This window comes from Solibacillus sp. FSL W7-1464, assembly GCF_038004425.1.
Taxonomy (GTDB): Bacteria; Bacillota; Bacilli; order Bacillales_A; family Planococcaceae; genus Solibacillus.
In genome coordinates this window covers 1,228,283-1,247,007 of the sequence record NZ_JBBORC010000001.1, presented here as the reverse complement: position 1 = coordinate 1,247,007, position 18,725 = coordinate 1,228,283, and the positions used below count along the sequence as shown (strand labels likewise).

The following is an 18,725-nucleotide window of genomic DNA, read 5'->3' as shown; positions in this document are numbered from 1 at the left end:
ATGAGAAATTTATTTACAAAATTCAAATATTCAATACAGGCGGATTTACATGATATGTTTGACAAAAAGGTCGATAAAAACCCGATTAAAATGCTGAATCACTATATTCGTGAAGCAGAAAAACAAACGGAAGAAACGGGCAAACTGCTTGCGCGTCAGGCACAGTTGAAAAAAGAGCTGGAACTTCAACTTTCACAAACAATCGAAATGCTTGAAAAGCGTGAAAAACAGCTTTTATTGGCTCAGTCGACTGAAGAAGCGGAACTGATTGCATTTGCACAAGAGGAAGTAACGGCTTATACAGCCAGAAAACATGCCCTTCTTTCCAGCATTGATGCTGCGAATACAGAATACTTTGCACTGGAACGCAAATTTGAAACGATGAAACACAAAATCAAAGACATGAAAGTGCGCCAGCTCCAGCTGATGGGCAAAGAAAATGTCGTGCGTGCCAACCACCAGATGGATAAAGTTCTCACATCGGACAATGCCGGCAATTTTGATGAACTATCAACTTATATTGATGAATTATCTCAAAATATTGAGCGTAAATATGAAGTAACCTCTTTTGAAGCTCGATTGGCACAGCTTGAAAAAGAACAAAAGCTCATAGAACAACCAAAATAATGATATAATGCGTAAAAGGAGAAGGCAAAGTGCTTTCTCCATTTTGCACGTTATAGGGGGAGGCACTATGCCGAAAATTACATCTGATCAGCTTGCAATTATCGCGATTAGTATGGCTCTTGTCGTATTGATCGAATTGACACTTTTCAATAATGGCGCCGTGTTTTTACTAATTTTGGGTGCACTGTTTCTATTTTTCAGCTTTAAAAAGAAGAAGCGTTACTTATTATGGACGGGACTCGTTCTATTATTCTTTGCTATTATTAATATTTGGACACTGCGCCTTTTAATCATTGGTGTACTTGTCTTTCTTTTATACCAATACTTAACGAAAAAAGAGCAAGTGATGGAAATCAAAAGCCACTTTGCCAATACATCAAATCAGAATCAATTAATCGGAACAACAGGTGCTCCGACTGAAAGCTATCATTGGAAAGATGTTCATATTCAACGATTTATCGGCGATATTACGATCGATACGACCGAAACCATTTTACCAAATGGAAAATCGATTATCGTGATCCATCAATCTCTCGGAAAAGTACGGGTTATTGTGCCTTATGAAGTGACAATTCAGCTTCATTACTCCACTTTATACGGTGAAGCAACATACCTGAACTATGCGCCAAAGCAGTGTATTAATGAACAGCTTCATTTTGAAGATGGAGAAATGGATGCAAAACGTGTCCTTGTTGTTTATGTAACATCTTGGATTGGCGATGTGGAGGTGCAGCGCGGATGATTGCATTTATTATACGCTTTTTTATACTCATGATGGTTTTCGCGACATTTGCTATGAATATTTTCGTCTTCCTGCTCGGCCAGCCACAAGAAGAGACTTGGCGTTTTTTATGGGAAAACAATGATTACTCAATTCCGATTGTCGCTGTCATCGCCATTATCGCAACAACGACGAGCTTCTTTATTTCATTATGGATATCAATTGCACTAAAAATGAAAGAAAATCAGATGACCCGCATCGTGAAAAAAGTGGCGGAGCCTGATTTTGCACAAAAGTTCAAGAAAGCGAATGGCTCATTGAAGAAAGCATTGCGTGAAACGAACGAATTAATCGAAACACAGCGGACATCTTTACAGCGCCTCTCCAATGAAAAGGCGGAAACAAATGACGCCATCGTTCAGGAGCGGCTTCTTGCTGAACGTCAGCGGCTTGCACGCGAACTGCATGATTCTGTATCCCAGCAGCTGTTTGCCGCATCCATGCTTCTCTCCGCTCTTACAGAACAGCGTCAGGATGAATTTGCTCAAAAGCAGCTGGCGCAGGTGGAAAAAATCGTCCAGCAGGCACAGCTTGAAATGCGCGCCCTTCTTCTTCACTTACGGCCAGTTGCCCTGCACAATAAAAGCTTGGCAGAAGGTTTGGAAGATCTGATTGTAGAATTACAGGAAAAAGTGTTTTTCAATATTGACTACCAAATCGAAGAGATCGCATTATCGAAAGCGGAGGAAGATCATCTATTCCGAATTGCCCAGGAAGCTTTATCGAACACATTGCGCCATGCAAAAGCAACGGAAGTCGAGCTGTTATTGATCGCACGCGACCAGCTGGCGATTTTGCGCATTCAGGATAATGGGCTTGGCTTTAATATTGACGGAGATAAAACGACTTCCTACGGGCTGCGCAATATTGCCGAACGCGCCGTCGAAATTGGCTGTACGTATAAAATCGTGTCTGTACCGGATGAAGGAACGATTGTCGAGGTGAAAGTTCCGCTTAAAAAGGAGGAACCAATGAATGATTAAAGTTGTCATAGTAGATGATCACGAGATGGTTCGAATCGGGGTTGCCGCCTATTTATCGGCACAGCCCGATATTGAAGTCATCGGTGAAGCGACAAATGGCGAGGAAGCGATTGAAACAGTACTTTCGCTGAAGCCGGATATTGTACTGATGGATAATGTAATGCCGATTAAAACTGGGGCTGAAGCGACTGCCGAAATACTGGCACAGTGGCCGCAAGCAAAAGTTATGATTGTCACAAGCTTTATCGATGACGACAAATTATACCCGGCGCTTGAAGCAGGGGCTGTCAGCTATATACTGAAAACAAGCAACGCCAAACAAATTGCCGACGCGATCCGGAAAACAATGGCCGGGGAAACCGTTCTTGAGCCGGAAGCAACGACGCGGGTAATGGCACGTATGCGCGGAACAGCCCCTGCCCTGCATAACCATTTAACAGACCGGGAAATGGAAGTACTGTTATGTATGGCACGCGGGCTTGCCAATCAGGAAATAGCGGAAGAACTGTTTATCGCCTTAAAAACGGTGAAAACCCATGTCAGCAACATTTTAAGTAAACTCGAAGTGCAGGACCGTACTCAGGCTGTCGTCTATGCATTTCAAAATGGCTTAGTAAAGTAAGGAGAATTTTTCATGACATTTACGTACGAAAACTTTGCAAAGGACGGGACACTTACATTACTGGATCCCCTCTTCACATTGTTGCTGATTTTCTCAGCATTGTTCATCATTGTGGTGCTGCGCTTTGCGATCAATCCTAAAATCATGTTATTTATTGGCGCACTCATTATTTTATTAAGCGCACAATTGCAGTCGATTGGTGGAATATTGGCGGATGAGTTGGGTTTATCCAGCTCATCGAAAAACTTTTATATTTTTATAGCGATCGTTTTGATTTGGATTGGGATGATCGTATTTGGGTTTGTGAAGGAAAAAAAGAAGAAATAGTAATGGCTGGGGCTGTCCTGAAGTTTGGTAGAGAACTTTAGGGCGGCTTTTTTTAAGTTTTGGGAATGCGTTGAGCTGCGGGCTGTGGAATACGTTTGGCTTTGATTTATTAGAACTTTTTCCGGTTAATTATTAGAAGATTTGTGTGGCTTATTAGAACTTTCGGCAGCGATATTAGAAGATATGGCGTTTTTTACCGAAGATCCGCTCCTTTTAGGGATTCAAGGGGTTTGTAGAGTGTGCCGGGCTTGATTTATTAGAACTTTTTTCGGTTTATTATTAGAGGATCTGAGTGGCTTATTAGAACTTTCGACAGCGATATTAGAAGAGAGGGCGTTTTTTACCGAAGATCCGCTCCTTTTAGGGGTTCAAGGGGTTTGTAGAGTGTGCCGGGCTTGATTTATTAGAACTTTTTCCGGTTTATTAGAACATCTATGGGACTTATTAGAACTGAAAGCGATATTGGAAAATCGGATGCACTTATTAGAAAATCTTCACCATATATTAGAAAACCAGTGATATATTAGAACTTCTCAGGTTTTATTAGAACTTCCGGCAAGGATATTAGAACAACCAGCATTTTATAAGTCTTATATACAAATGATTGCACAACTTTTATTTATTAGAACTTTTTTCGGTTTATTAGAAGATCTGAGAGGCTTATTAGAAGTTTTGGCAGTGATATTAGAAGACTGGGGAATTATTGGCCGAAGAACCGTTCTTTATAAGGTATCATGCGGCTACGGCATGCACCAGTATTGTTTTATTAGAACTTTTTCTAGTTTATTAGATAATCGAAGGGACTTATTAGAACTTCTGAAAGCGATATTGGAAAATCGGAAACACTTATTAGAACTTCTTCACCATATATTAGAAAACCAGTGATATATTAGAACTTTTCAGGTTTTATTAGAACTTCCGGCATGGATATTAGAACTTTTATGCCACCGCATACCGCACCCACTCCACAAAAAAGCACACGCCCGCTTCCCCCAAGCGTTCGTGTGCTCCAGATCTTACTATTTCAGATCATTCAATATTGTAAACAGCGCTTGTTTCGCTGCGAGCAATTGCTCATGTGCCTGACTCTGCTGTTCCGCACTTTCCGCTTCATAAAATGCAGCCAATGCCTCATCAATTTGTTTATAGGAGTCAAAAAGGTTCGCATCATCTACTTTTTTATTGCCGAAAATATCTATGAACATGCTCAGCTGATATTGAAAGTTTTTATCATACATTGTCAGCACATGCTTATTGTCATCGATCTGCACTTCATCGTTTAAAATATGCGTCTGGAAATCAACCAGATCTGTATACGCTTTTTCCAGCTCTACCGCGTATTGACCCTCTTTATCTTTCCCTTTATTCCAGTCCAGAATCTGGATAAAAATGAGTAAAAATAGAATGATCGTTAAGTATATCGAAATACCTTTCCAAGATAAAAACTTCATGCTCTTTCCTCCATCTACCGGTGCTTCGTTAATTGAAAAGATATTCTTTCAAATTCTCCAATGTTGAATCGATGCCCGATCGCAGCGATACTTGATCTTCGCGGCAAGTCTCGATTGCTTTTTCAATTGCAATCAATGCATTTTCCAAAAACGGATCAGCATTCAAATCTTTGTAAAGCTGTGTTAAAACGAGCGCCTTATTCCAGTACCATCTAGCGTTTTCCGGATCCAGGTCGATCGCCCGCTCGATATAGACCATCACATCAAACGGCGACCAGTTAAAGCGGTTCATCGTCTGCCCTGCAATTCCGTAATACAATGCCTTATTTGGAACATGCTTCACCGCTTGCATAAAGCAGTGCACACTTTCATCATAATGGTGCGCCATTAAAAAAAGATGGCCCTGTACATAAAACGACTGTGCTTTCCGGTCATCATCCGCTGTTCTTGCATCGTGTTCAAGCTGTTTCACTTTTTCCGAAAACTGCTGCTCATCCTGAATCGCGCGCAGTTGTTCGACTTCATCATTTTCCGGATAGCTTTCATTCGCACGTTCGACACTTTGCGGAATCTGTGCTGTCGACTTCGGGAATTTTCCATATTCGTATTTCTCAAAGATTTTTAAAAACTGCCTAGCCTGTTCTTCATTTTCACCGCCCTGTAATTGGCGTTTCGCTTCTTCAAAGCATTTCAAAAACTGTCCGTCATAAAAAAACTGCACCATGTTCGACATTAAAAACACCTTTCTGTTTTTCATTCACAAATTATTAAAGCTTAAGCTGTATGTATTTCAATCATAGTATGTATAGCATAAAGGTGCCCTAACGAAAACATTAGGACACCCCTTAACACTATTTTGAGATTGTGCCTGCTACTTCGGCGATCACGATTTGTGAACCTAACATTGGAGATTCGCCTTGGTGGCCTCCGCCTTGCCCTTCTGGACGTTTGTGCGATTGTTTGAATGCGTCACTTTCACGCCATACAGCAAAGCTTTCTTTTGAATCCCAGTACATCACAACGCTCATTTCGTCATATTCTTCAAATTGCGTTGAAACTAATACTTCTACTTTCTGGAAACCTTCAAACTCCTGTAATGGACCTGGTTGTACAAATTGCGGTGCCATTTTTTCAGCAAAACCTTTTTTTACTTGAATACGGTTTGTTACTGTGATCATAATTACCCACTCCTATAATTTAGCGTAATTGCCTATATATTTTATTTAATCACTTTCGGAACTGTTGCGCAATAATTCACGCTATAATAAGAAAAATGAAAGATTAAAGGAAGTTTTCTCAATGAAATTTACTATTATTGCAACGAGCGATATTCATGGACATACAGAACGCTTTTCACAGCTTGCGCAAATGATTTCCGCCAGACAGCCCGCACTGTTAATCGATAATGGCGATTTTCTGCACGGGAGTCATTTAAGTTATTATTACGATTACATTGTCCAACAACAGCACCCGCAAATCGAACTTGCGAACACCCTTGGCTATGATGTTGCGGTTTTCGGAAACCATGAATTCAACTATTCTCCCGAAAAAATCCAATCGATTCGCAACGCCACCAATTTCCCTTGGATCGCCGCCAATATTCCAGGGTTTGCCGAACCGTATTTCATAAAAGAAATAAACGGGCTGCGCCTTGCTGTCATTGGGGTCGTAACGCATTTCACAAAAAACTGGGATGAATGTGGATCGACAAAGCACCTACATTTCGAGAATGCCTTTGAATGTGCGAAAAATACGGTAAGGCATGTCCGCGAGTTCGAACAGGCACAGCTTGTCATTTTAAGCTATCACGGTGGTTTTGAACGGGATCTTCATAACGGTCACCTAATCGATCTGGAACAAGGCGAAAATGAAGGCTATCGTATGCTTCATGAAATAGAAGGCATTGATCTCTTCATTACCGGGCATCAGCATTTGGAAATAGCTGCGGTGCAAAATGGTGTAGCAATCGTGCAACCTGGAGCAAATGCACATTGCTTCGCGCAGATCGATGTCACTGTGGAAAACGGTACATTTTCTTTTGAACCATCTATCGTCCAAGTCGATGCCTCATTAAACATGCAGTCTTTTCCCGAATTTGATGCATGGAAAAAACAACAACTCGGAACAGCGGATAAAGCACTGACTTATGCAGACTTTTTTACGCCCCGTACAAAAACGACCGCATATACCCAACTTCTTCATGATATGCAGCTCCATTACACGGGTGCCCAAATTTCGGTCATTGAACTGCCCTATCATGCACAGGGCGGCTTTCCGGAAGAAATAACACGTGAGCATGTTTTACATAATCTTCCCCGAGCTAACCGGTTGCTCGTCATCCGAATGACCGGAGCTGAAATCCGCCGGGCGATTGAGCAGAGTGCGGCGGTCTTTGCGCTCAATGACAAAGGGGAAATCGATTTCAGTATGGCAGTACACTACCCGGAGCCGCAGCCGTATATTTATGATTTGTGGGGTGGCATTGATTACACAATTGATTTACGTCAACAAACAGGTCAACGCGTCACAAAGCTAACTTTTGAAAGCAATCCCATCCAGGATAATGAAATTTTTGAAGTAGCCGTCAATAGCTACCGTGCAACAGGTGCGCACAACATGCAGATGTTTCAGAAAAAGCCTGTTCGTGAAGCCGATAAATTCATCCCTGAATTAATGATGGAATACATAGATAAAAACAGTACGCTTACCGTTCATATCAAAAATGATTTCCAAATGAAATAATTCTCTTCTGCACAAGATGTATGTCAATCAGTTGAATTGGCATACATTTTGTATTTTTCGGAAAATAATTAATATTTTTGAAACTTTTTACCATTTCATCCGTAAATTTATTAAATAGCATGAAGGAGGTGGCAACTTGTTTGGTTATTCCATTGAAACCATTTATTTATTCATCTTAATCGTTATTGGGTGTTGTACTGTTCTTTACTTATTTTTTGCAGATGTTGCGGATGTGGCCATCGATGGAACGCCATTTTTTGACCCGGCTGTTATCCTTTCGTTTATCACGTTCACTTCGGCTGCGGGCTATTTGCTGGAACAGTTTACCGGTTTAACAAGTTTCATCATATTCATTATCGCTCTTATAATTGCAAGTTTATTTACAGCACTACTCTATTTTTTCCTGCTCGTTCCATTACGTTCAGCGGAAGTGTCACTTGCCTATACGGATGAATCGCTTGAAGGTCAGGTTGGAAGAGTGATCGTACCCGTTCCACTGGATGGTTTTGGTGAAATGGTGATTGAAACGGCAAACGGCATTATATCAAAGCGTGCAGCAAGTTTTCATCAAGTAGAGATTCCATATGACACGCGAGTTTTAATTATTGAGATGCAGGATGGTACAGCAATGGTCGCGATTTATGAGAAAGAAGAACTTCAATTTTAAAAACAGGGAGGAATTTTTATGTCAGGTTTGGCAGGTATATCAGGAATTTTAATAGCAGTCGGGGTAGTAGTATTTCTAATTGTCGCACTTGTAGCGGTCTATATTATGAAATATCGCACAGCTGGTCCGGATGAGGCATTAATCGTAACAGGCAGTTATTTAGGAAGCAAAAATGTACATACCGATGAATCTGGAAATCGCATTAAGATTATTCGCGGTGGTGGTACATTTGTATTCCCGGTTTTCCAGCAGGCAAAACCACTAAGTCTTCTTTCAAGTAAACTGGAAGTAACAACTCCGGAAGTTTATACGGAGCAAGGTGTTCCTGTTATGGCTGATGGTACAGCCATCATCAAAATCGGCGGTTCAATTTCGGAAATCGCAACGGCTGCCGAGCAATTTTTAGGGAAAGATAAACAGGAACGCGAAAGTGAAGCACGCGAAGTTCTGGAAGGTCACTTACGTTCGATTTTAGGATCGATGACGGTTGAAGAAATTTATAAAAACCGTGATAAGTTCTCGCAGGAAGTACAACGTGTTGCATCCCAGGATTTAGCGAAAATGGGTTTGATCATTGTATCGTTTACAATTAAAGATGTTCGTGATAAAAACGGCTATTTGGATTCTTTAGGTAAGCCACGAATCGCTCAAGTGAAGCGCGATGCCGATATCGCAACTGCGGAAGCTGACAAGGAAACACGTATTAAACGTGCTCAGGCAGCTCAGGAAGCGCAACAGGCTGAATTGGAGCGCGCTACTGAAATTGCGGAAGCCGAAAAAAATAATCAGTTAAAAGTGGCTGAATACCGCCGCGAGCAGGACATTGCCAAAGCCCGTGCCGACCAGGCGTACGAATTGGAATCTGCTCGTGCTAAACAGGAAGTAACAGAACAGGAAATGCAAGTACAGATCATCGAGCGTCAAAAACAAATCGAACTGGAAGAAAAAGAAATTCTGCGTCGTGAAAAGCAATATGACTCTGAAGTGAAGAAAAAAGCTGATGCGGATCGTTATGCAATCGAACAAAACGCGGAAGCTCAAAAACGTAAAGAGCTTGCTCAGGCTGATGCGGAGAAATACCGTATTGAAACACACGCACAAGCTGAAGCTGAACGCATTCGTTTAGATGGTCTGGCGAAAGCAGATGCAGAGCGTGCACAAGGTACGGCTGAGGCGGAAATTATCCGACTACGCGGTCTTGCAGAAGCAGAAGCGAAAGAGAAAATTGCAGAAGCGTTTGAACAGTACGGTCAGGCGGCTGTCCTTGATATGATTGTTAAAATGTTACCGGAGTACGCGAAACAAGTTGCCAGCCCACTTTCAAATATCGACAAGATTACAGTTGTTGATACAGGCGGCGGCGCAAACGGCGGTGCTGGTAAAGTGACGGGTTATGCGACGGATTTAATGGCCGGCTTGCAGGAAACATTAAAAGCATCTTCCGGTATCGATGTGAAAGAACTAATCGAAACATATGTCGGCAAAAATGCATTTGAAAAATCGGCAATCATCCCTCGCGAAGATTTTTCACGAGTTGAGGAAGTACTGGAAAAATAAAGTTAGTTAAAAAACTTATTAAGAAACGGATATTTTATAAAATCGATTGGAATGAAGGGCGACTCCTACGGGAAGAGCAAAATTTATTTTGTGACGAAAGCGAAGCGGCAGGTGCACCGACGCCTGAGACTTAGTCACAAAAGCTAAGAATGCCACGTCCTGTGGCACGCTTTTGTGACTAACTTCATGTTGGCCCAACGTCGTGCCCATGGAAAGCATCCCGGAATGGATATCAATTTTACACACAATAAAACACCATTTTTCTCCCTGAGAAAAATGGTGTTTTTGGGTTATATTATAGCTTATTTTTATTAAATTTTAACCGTCCAGCCGAACGGGTCTTCAACTTTACCGTACTGGATGCCTGTTAAAGTATCGTAAAGCATTTGCGTTACTTCACCGATTTGGCCGTTGTTGACAGAGATGATATCATCCAGCCACTTCAGCTCCCCTACCGGTGAAATGACAGCTGCAGTACCTGTACCGAATGCCTCTTCCAATGTGCCGTTTTTTGCTGCTTCTATAACTTCTTCAAAAGCAATGGCACGCTCTTCAATTGGAATATTTTTCGATTTTAATACTTGAATCATTGAATCGCGCGTAATCCCTGGTAGAATACTGCCGTTTAATGCAGGAGTAATTACTTTTCCTGAAATTTTAAAGAAGATGTTCATACTGCCCACTTCTTCTACGTATTTATTTTCCTTGCCGTCCAGCCATAATGTTTGAGAATAGCCTTGCTCGGCAGCAATTTCAGAACCTTTTAGGCTTGAAGCATAGTTGCCGGCTGTTTTTGCTTCGCCGGTACCGCCAACTACGGCACGAACATATTGCTGTTCCACTAAAATTTTGACCGGGTTAATGCCTTCTTTATAATAAGAGCCAACCGGTGACATGATAATCATAAATTTATAGCTTTTCGCAGGATTTACACCTAAATAGCTCTCTGTTGCAATAATAAATGGTCGAATATAAAGAGATGTACCTGGTGAAGTCGGAACCCATTCGCGATCTACTCGAAGTAATTCTTTTAATGCTTCTAAAGCAAAGTCTTCATCAATCGGTGGAATGCAAAGACGTGCATTGGAAGAATTTAATCGTTGGAAGTTACGGTCCGGGCGGAATAACTGGACTTCTCCATCTTCTGTCATATATGCTTTCAGACCTTCAAATACCGCTTGTCCATAGTGAAATACCATTGCAGCAGGGCTTAATGTAATCGGAGCATATGGTGTAATTGTCGCATTATGCCATCCTTTTCCATCTTCATAATCCATAACAAACATATGGTCAGTAAAAATCTTACCAAAACCAAGCTGTTCTGCAGGTGTTTTTTCTTTTCTATTTGTTGATAACTCAGTTGTAATTTGGTATGTTGTCATATTTCATGCTCCTTAACTAATTTTAAGTTGATACACTTTATCATACCATGTTATTTTTAGAAAATTTAGTATTTTTTAATTTCCGTCAAAAAATATTTTTTTCTAGCAGTTTCATCAGTTTTCGAGCAAATTCATCTACAATCATTTTTTTTTATAAGTTTTCTAACAGGTGCTGTCATGTTCGTTTTGAATAGTTCTTCATACTCTTTTTTTACAGCAACTAATACCGCACATGATGGACCTGCAGAACCGGTGAAATCGACATCTGCTGTATAATTTTCTCCGGCAAAACGTATTATTTCTGCGCCAACTCCTTTAGAACCTGTTGGCCATATTGCCTGTATCATACCGTTGATCAGTCCTTCGTACAACTCACCTAACTGGGCTATTTTGTGTGGATTTTCTGTCACATCATTTCCGACAAGCGGTTCGCCGACAACATAAAACTCGCAATCGTTAGTATTTTGTTCGAATTGCTTTTTCCCTAGCATCGTGAGAGAGACAGCTGACTGAAGCGACTGGAAATTCGTTTCACTCGAGCCCATTAAAGGTGGCATCACAAGCCCCATTTCGGAAAATGCCTTTTTAAAACCTTGCTCGTATTCAGTCCAAACATCATCGCCTGAAAAATTGGCCATTAATAATTGAACCGGGACAGCACCCGCGCAAAGTTGCTCTAAAATAGCGGTACGCGCTGTAAAATAAGCGGTAATTTCATTCGGTACATGTACAATATCGTGCTCTTTTGTGCCGATACAACCCGAATTATCAATCGATACGACTAACCCGTTAACTTCTATCGCATTTCTCATACATTAACCCCTACTCGCTGCACAACCGTTTTCAATACAGGGATGACAAGTATTGCGATCAGACAGTTCACAGCTGTCGCAATTGTTAATGAGGCAATTGAGCCGATGTAAAATGCAGGAGAAATAATAAAATAAAATGGAATCGGTGCAATGACACCATTTGCGATAATTACAAATATCCATTTTAAAATATGATGCCCTTTTTGATGCATAATCGCAAAAACCGCAACGATAATAAACATTTCCGCTGCAATTAAAAGATGTAAAATGCCGAGCGGAAAACCGGATGTAAAACCTGTCGCGATATGACCGAGTGCTCCTGCCGCGCCTGCAAAAACTGGCGGTAGAAATATTGCACTGATGAGAGCGGGAGCAGAATCGAGTGCAGCTGTTCCAACGATTCCTACCGGTACTTTTATAAAACTGCCAATGACGCAAATTGCGGCAATGAATGCTGTTAAAATAATTAAACGTAATTTACTCTTGTCCATGAGAATCTCCTTTTAAAATTTGCGGGATGCCGTACCATACACGAACAACTGTCCGGGCCTCATTACAAAGCTTCTGGTAAAGGCGACCGCAAGTATCTCTTAACAACCGTGCTTCCTTTTCAAGCGGTACAACACCGCGGCTCGTATCTGTACAAATACAAAACAGTTCTGCCTGCTCGGCAATCTGTATCATCTGTTCGTAAATCTGCCGGGCAGCCTGTTCTTCGGATTCATGAAGATACGGTAAAATGATCTGTTCAAAATCAGTGATTACGTAGCGCTCGTTTTTATTTATATTTTCCGCTTTTGGCAAGTATCCTTCACAAATCATCAATTCTTTTGCCGGTAATTGTTCAATCAGTTTTTCTGCATATTTTCGTTTACCGTTATGTGCGCCTCCGAGTATAACGTACATCTCGCACCTCCTATGAGTTCATCTACCGAATTCCAGCCAAGTGTATAAATCGTACGATGATTGGCCACTGTTTGCTGAAAGGATTGCTCCTCCAACCCGTATACGGCGAGTAATAACCGAATCACTCCACCATGTACGATGAACGTATATTCTTTATTCTCATATACAATTTCACGAAAATCGTTTAATACACGCTGCTGGAATTGAAGAAAAGTTTCTCCGTTTGGAATCGGATTGTTAAGCGGGTCATCAATCCAAGCCCGGTATGTTCCGTTATGCTGTAATTGTTCATATGTACACATTTCAAAGTCCCCAAAATGCAGCTCACGCAAATCCCTTGATGCGATAAATTCGGCATCAGGAAAATAGCATTGTGCAGTTTCACGACATCTCCGCAAATCGCTCCCATAAACGATAGCAGGCTGCAGATCAATTTCGGCTACGACTTTTTTTTGTATCGGTTCATCTGTCCAGCCAATATATTTACGCTCCATATTCGCCTTCGTTTTTTCATGCCTGATTAAATGCACAGTAATATCGTCAGCCATAAAACGACCTCCAAACCTTCACCGAGTGCACCGAGTAAATCACCTGTTACTCCGCCAAAATATTTCTTTGACCAATTCCGGTATATTGCAACGGCAATCAGCATTACTACGACCAAAATAAACAAGCTGAAAACACCGATGTAAAACCAGCAGACAAATGCAAGGAAACTTTGAACGCCGATTAAAACAGCAAGCTTATTTGGAATGACGATCCCTTTAAAATAAGCAGCAAGTCCTTTTTCCTTTGCTGGCTGCATCGTTATAAAATAGAGCAGCATCCCCATTCTCGCGATAAACGGAATAAAGATTAAAAACGGCACAATCTCAAATTGCCCCTGCAACAGCATTTCATAAATAATACCGATTTTTAATACGAGTAAGCAAAAAACACTAATAACTCCAAAAGCGCCTGTACGCGGATCATCCAATATTTCCAGCCGTTTCTCTTTTTCTCCATAGGAAAAGAACGCATCGCTCATATCGATCCATCCGTCTAAATGCAGTCCCCCTGTCAGGACGATTAACCCGATAACAATCAAAATCGCCAATAACAAGTCCGAAATCTCACTATAGCGAGATAGTATAAATACGCCACTACTAATTATTGATCCAATCAGCAATCCAACAATCGGCAAAAAACCATACATCCATGTAACCGACTTGCCATTCATATCCAACTGTTTTTTAATCGGCACTGCCGAAAAAAATTGCCACGCTAATAAAAAACCGCTACAACTATTTTTCAACTTGTTTCCTCCTTACTTCCACCGCTGTACAAGCTGAAATTGTACTTCATATGCTTCATCACTTTTTTGGACAATCCATTGATGAAGCTCACCCAACAATTTACGATATAAATTTACTTCCCCATATTGTGATGGGAGTTCATCCAGCACTTCATTTGATACAACTATAATTGTAGCACCCTGCTTACGCCAAGTTAGCAATTGCTTTTGCAGCGATCCGATACAATTATCAATATATTCGCTATTTTCATTCCTTTGTTCATATGTATAAAGTACATTCGAAAGCCATGTTGTCACACATTCAAAAAGCACAACTGTATCATTATTTAATTCTTGAATAGCTGGTGGAACTTCGACTTGCATTTCCACTGTGTTCCAGTTGATGTTCTGACTATCACGGTCCAGCTGATGGCGGATAATCCGTTTTTTCATTTCCTCATCAAAGGATACGCCTGTCGCAACATAGTAGAGCGTCTTCTCTTCACCTAACTGCCTTGCGTATTTTTCTGCAAAAGCACTTTTCCCGCTTCGTACACCACCCGTTATAAAGATCAATCGGCTACCTCCTCGTCCTTATATGTAAAAAGAACATGCCGAAACTAAGGCATGTCCTTCTATTCTATACTTATTTAAACAGTTCCGGGTATACTGATTGTGCCATAATTTCTACCGCTTCACCAATACGCGGTCCAGGTCGGGACATAATATCCCCATCCACTAAATAAACTGCCTTGTCTGTGACTGCCTGTATTTTCTCCCAGCCTGTACGTCCTAAAATTTCTTCGACCGCATTTTCCATATATGTTGCAGGTGTAATGATAATTTCAGGGTTACGTGTAATGATATCTTCTTCCGTTACACTGATCCAGCTCTTCTGATCCGCAAAAATATTTTCAACATTTGCGTGATCCATTATTTCCTGCTGGAACGTACTGCTGCCGGTAGTCCAAAGATTCGGAGCTGGTGACACTTCATAATAGGCTTTTTTCTTCGTATCAAGTGTTGCTGTTTTTTCCTGTACTGTTTCGATTTGCGCTTTAATGTCCGCTACAACTTTTTCACCTTTATCGTCCACACCCATTACTTCCGACAGCTGGATAATATCCGAATAAACATCATCAAATGTCGCCGCCGAAGCAATTACAAATACTTTAAGACCCGCATCTTCCAATTGGGCAATTTGTGCTTCCTCCCCAATTGTATAAGCTATAACGACATCCGGATCTAATTCCAGAATTCGCTCTGCATTGATGACAGTAGAAGTCGACACACGCTCGATTTTTTGTGCGGCTTCCGGATATGTATCATATTCTGTTGCCCCGACAATTTGTTCACCGACACCCAGCTCAAACAAAATTTCTGTATTGCTCGGCTGTAGGGAAATAATCGTTTCCGGTACTTCATCGAATGTTACTTCCACACCACGGTCATCTACAACTGTATAGGGTGCTCCTTCATTTTTCGATGCAGTCTGTGTTTCTTTTTCCGCATTGCCATCTGTTTTTTCCTCATCTGATCCACATGCTGCCAGTAATAATGTTGCCGCGAAAGCAACGACCCATTTGTTATTAAATTTCATTTGTTGTAACTCCTTTTTTCTTTTTCGTTGGATAGGATTTTGAGATAAATGGAATTTCCTCTTGTTGATGCTGCTGATTCATATAGACCGCCATGACAAAAAACACATTGGCAAGCAGCCCGAGAAAATCGAACAGAATTTCATCCACTTCTCTTTCTTCACTTACTTTATGTAATGCTCTGTAAGACTTTTTTGCCTCACTGCGGCAAATATGCAGTCTTGCTGCACTTTCGATTCCTTGTGGCAGAACAAACTGCTGAATCGTTTCTCCGACTTCACCTACATAAAAATCGTATCGATCGCTTAGCCATTGTAAATCCTCAGATGTAATGGCCAATTTGCCACGGACAGAACCATTGGCATGATAGGCTAACGGTTGTATCCTCCTTAAGTCTTCCAAGACGACTTGACCGGATGCATCATCGACTAATGTTGGAAAGACTGTACCGATGCGGGTTGTTAAAGAGTCGGTTCGAATTTCATAATCGACGCAGCTTGATTTTTCCCGCATAAACGGATAGCAGGAATAACGGATATCCTTTTTCATAAAATTCTCCTCACTTCAAGTAGTGCCCCGCCGAAATTACCGAGTGTACGAAAAAAAAGCCACCCAAGAAAATGGATGGCTTCAATAATCAAAAAAGAGTGTAAAACGATGCTCATTCGATCAGTGACTGCCGTACATTCTCTTTAATTCCGAAGAGGGATGTTACGATAAGAAAAAGATTGGTCTCCTGGCTCTGCGTTTCACTTTACTCATAAGTACCTTCCCGCTAGTTTAGCAGTGGTATCACACTTATTTTCATCAACGCTTACAGTTACGGATATAGCTTCGGATTTACACCGAATTCCCATTTATGCATCATGCATCTTTTTCCTGCAAATTTATTCAATTTGTCTTTATCACTTTAGCATAATAATATTATTATGCAAATAAAATATTTTCAGTTTACTATAAACATTCCGGACATTTGCCGTAAATCTCAAATTTATGCGCCTCAACAGCATAACCCGGCAGCTTTTCACCGAGCATTTCCATCGGGCAAACAGACAGTTCCTTTACATTCCCGCAATCACTGCAAATAAAGTGGTGGTGATGGTGATCCGACTCACAGTGCATACGGAAATTTCGCTCACCGTTTAATTCTGTTTCTTCTAAAATATCAAGCTCCACGAAAGTTGCCAAGTTACGGTAAATTGTATCGAAACTCATCCCGGGGAAATCCTTTTTCAATACTGATAACAAGTCACGGGCAGTCAAATACTTTTCTGTAGCTGCAAACATATCCAAAATCAACTCTCGTTTATCCGTTTTTTTATAGCCATTTTCCTTTAATATTTCCCACGCGCGCGTTGCATTCACAGTAGTTCTTCCCCTTCCGATTTAATTGTGAATTTCAAAACAAGTTTTTTAATTAAAATTACGAACAGCAAGATCAAAATGGAGGTAACAACAATTGTTCCACCAGGTGCCAAGTTCAGGTAAAATGCAGAAATGAGTCCGATTACTACGGCCAGCTCTCCAAATACAATCGCTAAAATAATTGCTTCTTTAAAGCCGCGAGCCAGTCGCATCGCTGCAGCTACCGGTAATGTCATTAAGCTTGAAACAAGCAGAATTCCGACAATACGCATACTTGCTGCGATAACGAGAGCGACAACAATCATAAACAATAAGTGAATCCACTTCGCAGGTAAACCGCTCGCTTTCGCATATTCCTCATCGAACGACAAGACGAAAAGCTCTTTAAAAAACAGGACTAAAAATAATACGACAACGACTGCAATTGCCAGTACAACATATAAATCCTGGCGCGATACAGCAGATACAGAACCGAATAAATAGCTCATTAAATCGGTATTAAATCCGCTTGCAAGTGAAATTAAAATGGCACTCACACCGATTCCGCCCGACATAATAATCGGTATCGCAAGTTCTTCATAATGTTTATATAGTCGGCGTAATCGTTCAATTAAAATCGAACCACTTACAGATGCGATAATCCCTAAATAAATCGGATTCAGCAATGCCAACGCTGCAAACGATTGGCTCAAGTACAGGCTCCCGGCAATCCCCGCCAGTGTAACATGCGACAGTGCATCCGCAATGAGCGATAAACGTCTTACTACGATAAATACACCTAATAGTGGTGCGATGACTCCAATAACAAGCCCTGAGAAAAAGGCATTTTGTAAAAATTCATAGTTTAATATAGCTTCTATCATAACGGCCTGCTCCTCTTAATGAATCTTTCGAACAGAGTGGCCGTTCCAGCTAGCAATCTGTTCTTCCGAAATCGTATCAAAATCATTTTTGTATCCATGGAAATGGATCGACTGATTTAAGCATGCGACATGACTGACCCGATCCGAAACCGTGTCCACATCGTGTGTAACTAAAATCATTGTCATATTGTGATGCTTATTCAAATGTGCGAGCATATCATAGAATGCCTGCACATTTTCGCGGTCAATGCCGACTGTTGGTTCATCCAAAATAAGGAGCTTCGGATCGGACACTAATGCACGAGCGATGAACACACGTTGCTGCTGCCCGCCGGAAAGCTGTCCAATATTCCGTTTCAGAAATTTCTCCATGCCGACATCTTTTAAAGCACCTTTTACTAAAAAGTCCGCATCTTTTGGATAGCGTTTAAAAAGTCCGACCTTTTGCGATAGACCGCTTTTCACGACTTCTTCGACCGTTGCAGGAAACCCCGAGTTAAAGGCATTGGATTTTTGCGAGACATAGCCAATCCATTCGCGGTGTTTAAAATGGCTTGCCTGTTCGCCAAATAATTTAATTTCCCCTGACATGGGCTTCAACAGTCCTAAAATCAATTTCAAAAGTGTCGATTTACCGGAACCGTTTTGTCCGATCAACGCCAAAAAGTCGCCTTCATTGACACGTAGCGAAATATTCTTCAGTGCTTGCGTGTATTCATATTGAAAGGAAACATCCTTCAATTCAATCAATGGTTTTTTCATTTCGTTC

General features: G+C 41.1%; 23 protein-coding genes and 1 riboswitch. Of the genes, 8 read left to right on the top strand and 15 right to left on the bottom strand.

What is annotated here, in order from left to right; all coding sequences use genetic code 11:
• From MKZ25_RS05905 to MKZ25_RS05885, 5 genes are all read left to right on the top strand, one after another.
• Positions 1-627, top strand: coding sequence for a PspA/IM30 family protein (locus MKZ25_RS05905; RefSeq protein WP_340800677.1), 627 nt, complete (start codon positions 1-3; stop codon positions 625-627).
• A gap of 67 nt (positions 628-694) precedes the next feature.
• Positions 695-1,369, top strand: coding sequence for a cell wall-active antibiotics response protein LiaF (gene liaF, locus MKZ25_RS05900; protein WP_340800676.1), 675 nt, complete (start codon positions 695-697; stop codon positions 1,367-1,369).
• Positions 1,366-2,391 (top strand): sensor histidine kinase, encoded by a 1,026-nt coding sequence (locus tag MKZ25_RS05895; protein ID WP_340800675.1) that lies wholly within the window; start codon positions 1,366-1,368, stop codon positions 2,389-2,391. The genes liaF and MKZ25_RS05895 overlap by 4 nt, the downstream gene beginning before the upstream one ends.
• Positions 2,384-3,013, top strand: a complete 630-nt coding sequence (locus MKZ25_RS05890) for a response regulator transcription factor (RefSeq protein ID WP_251689019.1) — start codon at positions 2,384-2,386, stop codon at positions 3,011-3,013. Before MKZ25_RS05895 ends, MKZ25_RS05890 begins: the two co-directional genes overlap by 8 nt.
• Before the next feature lie 12 nt (positions 3,014-3,025).
• A complete protein-coding gene (locus MKZ25_RS05885; protein ID WP_340800674.1) occupies positions 3,026-3,340 on the top strand; it encodes an acyl-CoA dehydrogenase in 315 nt (104 codons plus the stop codon).
• A gap of 1,019 nt (positions 3,341-4,359) precedes the next feature.
• Here the strand turns inward: MKZ25_RS05885 and MKZ25_RS05880 are convergent.
• From MKZ25_RS05880 to MKZ25_RS05870, 3 genes are all read right to left on the bottom strand, one after another.
• Complete coding sequence (locus MKZ25_RS05880) at positions 4,360-4,791, bottom strand: iron ABC transporter substrate-binding protein (protein WP_340800673.1); 432 nt, start codon at positions 4,789-4,791, stop codon at positions 4,360-4,362.
• Between the two features lie 28 nt (positions 4,792-4,819).
• On the bottom strand, positions 4,820-5,524 hold the full coding sequence (locus tag MKZ25_RS05875) for an O-linked GlcNAc transferase (RefSeq protein WP_340800672.1): 705 nt from the start codon (positions 5,522-5,524) through the stop codon (positions 4,820-4,822).
• Between the two features lie 118 nt (positions 5,525-5,642).
• The gene (locus tag MKZ25_RS05870) at positions 5,643-5,969 is read right to left on the bottom strand and encodes a heme oxygenase (protein WP_340800671.1); all 327 of its coding nucleotides are present in this window, start codon (positions 5,967-5,969) and stop codon (positions 5,643-5,645) included.
• A 121-nt stretch (positions 5,970-6,090) separates the two neighbouring features.
• Between MKZ25_RS05870 and MKZ25_RS05865 the strand changes: the two genes are divergently transcribed.
• The 3 genes from MKZ25_RS05865 to MKZ25_RS05855 all read left to right on the top strand — a co-directional run bounded on the left by MKZ25_RS05865 (position 6,091) and on the right by MKZ25_RS05855 (position 9,757).
• Positions 6,091-7,533, top strand: a complete 1,443-nt coding sequence (locus MKZ25_RS05865) for a bifunctional metallophosphatase/5'-nucleotidase (protein ID WP_340800670.1) — start codon at positions 6,091-6,093, stop codon at positions 7,531-7,533.
• A 136-nt stretch (positions 7,534-7,669) separates the two neighbouring features.
• Positions 7,670-8,200, top strand: a complete 531-nt coding sequence (locus tag MKZ25_RS05860; protein ID WP_340800669.1) for a hypothetical protein — start codon at positions 7,670-7,672, stop codon at positions 8,198-8,200.
• 18 nt (positions 8,201-8,218) lie between these two features.
• Complete coding sequence (locus tag MKZ25_RS05855) at positions 8,219-9,757, top strand: flotillin family protein (RefSeq protein ID WP_340800668.1); 1,539 nt, start codon at positions 8,219-8,221, stop codon at positions 9,755-9,757.
• A 311-nt stretch (positions 9,758-10,068) separates the two neighbouring features.
• On the opposite strand, the gene MKZ25_RS05850 is transcribed toward MKZ25_RS05855, so the two are convergent.
• The 12 genes from MKZ25_RS05850 to MKZ25_RS05795 all read right to left on the bottom strand — a co-directional run bounded on the left by MKZ25_RS05850 (position 10,069) and on the right by MKZ25_RS05795 (position 18,718).
• Positions 10,069-11,139, bottom strand: coding sequence for a branched-chain amino acid aminotransferase (locus tag MKZ25_RS05850; protein WP_340800667.1), 1,071 nt, complete (start codon positions 11,137-11,139; stop codon positions 10,069-10,071).
• Positions 11,140-11,270: 131 nt separating this feature from the next.
• Positions 11,271-11,951 carry a hypothetical protein gene (locus MKZ25_RS05845; RefSeq protein ID WP_340800666.1) on the bottom strand — a complete coding sequence of 227 codons (681 nt, stop codon included), beginning with the start codon at positions 11,949-11,951 and terminating at the stop codon, positions 11,271-11,273.
• Positions 11,948-12,442, bottom strand: a complete 495-nt coding sequence (locus MKZ25_RS05840) for an ECF transporter S component (RefSeq protein WP_340800665.1) — start codon at positions 12,440-12,442, stop codon at positions 11,948-11,950. The genes MKZ25_RS05845 and MKZ25_RS05840 overlap by 4 nt, the downstream gene beginning before the upstream one ends.
• Positions 12,429-12,857, bottom strand: coding sequence for a bifunctional adenosylcobinamide kinase/adenosylcobinamide-phosphate guanylyltransferase (locus MKZ25_RS05835; protein WP_340800664.1), 429 nt, complete (start codon positions 12,855-12,857; stop codon positions 12,429-12,431). The genes MKZ25_RS05840 and MKZ25_RS05835 overlap by 14 nt, the downstream gene beginning before the upstream one ends.
• Positions 12,800-13,405, bottom strand: coding sequence for a histidine phosphatase family protein (locus tag MKZ25_RS05830; RefSeq protein WP_340800663.1), 606 nt, complete (start codon positions 13,403-13,405; stop codon positions 12,800-12,802). The genes MKZ25_RS05835 and MKZ25_RS05830 overlap by 58 nt, the downstream gene beginning before the upstream one ends.
• Positions 13,378-14,151, bottom strand: a complete 774-nt coding sequence (cobS, locus tag MKZ25_RS05825; RefSeq protein WP_340800662.1) for an adenosylcobinamide-GDP ribazoletransferase — start codon at positions 14,149-14,151, stop codon at positions 13,378-13,380. The genes MKZ25_RS05830 and cobS overlap by 28 nt, the downstream gene beginning before the upstream one ends.
• A gap of 12 nt (positions 14,152-14,163) precedes the next feature.
• The gene (locus MKZ25_RS05820) at positions 14,164-14,706 is read right to left on the bottom strand and encodes a bifunctional adenosylcobinamide kinase/adenosylcobinamide-phosphate guanylyltransferase (protein WP_340800661.1); all 543 of its coding nucleotides are present in this window, start codon (positions 14,704-14,706) and stop codon (positions 14,164-14,166) included.
• A gap of 70 nt (positions 14,707-14,776) precedes the next feature.
• Positions 14,777-15,730 (bottom strand): ABC transporter substrate-binding protein, encoded by a 954-nt coding sequence (locus MKZ25_RS05815; RefSeq protein WP_340800660.1) that lies wholly within the window; start codon positions 15,728-15,730, stop codon positions 14,777-14,779.
• Positions 15,720-16,277, bottom strand: a complete 558-nt coding sequence (locus tag MKZ25_RS05810) for a hypothetical protein (RefSeq protein WP_340800659.1) — start codon at positions 16,275-16,277, stop codon at positions 15,720-15,722. Before MKZ25_RS05810 ends, MKZ25_RS05815 begins: the two co-directional genes overlap by 11 nt.
• 160 nt (positions 16,278-16,437) lie before the next feature.
• A riboswitch (cobalamin riboswitch) is annotated at positions 16,438-16,619 on the bottom strand.
• A gap of 63 nt (positions 16,620-16,682) precedes the next feature.
• A complete protein-coding gene (locus MKZ25_RS05805) occupies positions 16,683-17,093 on the bottom strand; it encodes a Fur family transcriptional regulator (RefSeq protein ID WP_340800658.1) in 411 nt (136 codons plus the stop codon).
• Entirely contained in the window at positions 17,090-17,956 is an 867-nt protein-coding gene (locus MKZ25_RS05800) for a metal ABC transporter permease (protein WP_340800657.1), read from the bottom strand. The genes MKZ25_RS05805 and MKZ25_RS05800 overlap by 4 nt, the downstream gene beginning before the upstream one ends.
• A gap of 15 nt (positions 17,957-17,971) precedes the next feature.
• On the bottom strand, positions 17,972-18,718 hold the full coding sequence (locus MKZ25_RS05795; protein ID WP_340800656.1) for a metal ABC transporter ATP-binding protein: 747 nt from the start codon (positions 18,716-18,718) through the stop codon (positions 17,972-17,974).
• Positions 18,719-18,725 lie beyond the last annotated feature (7 nt).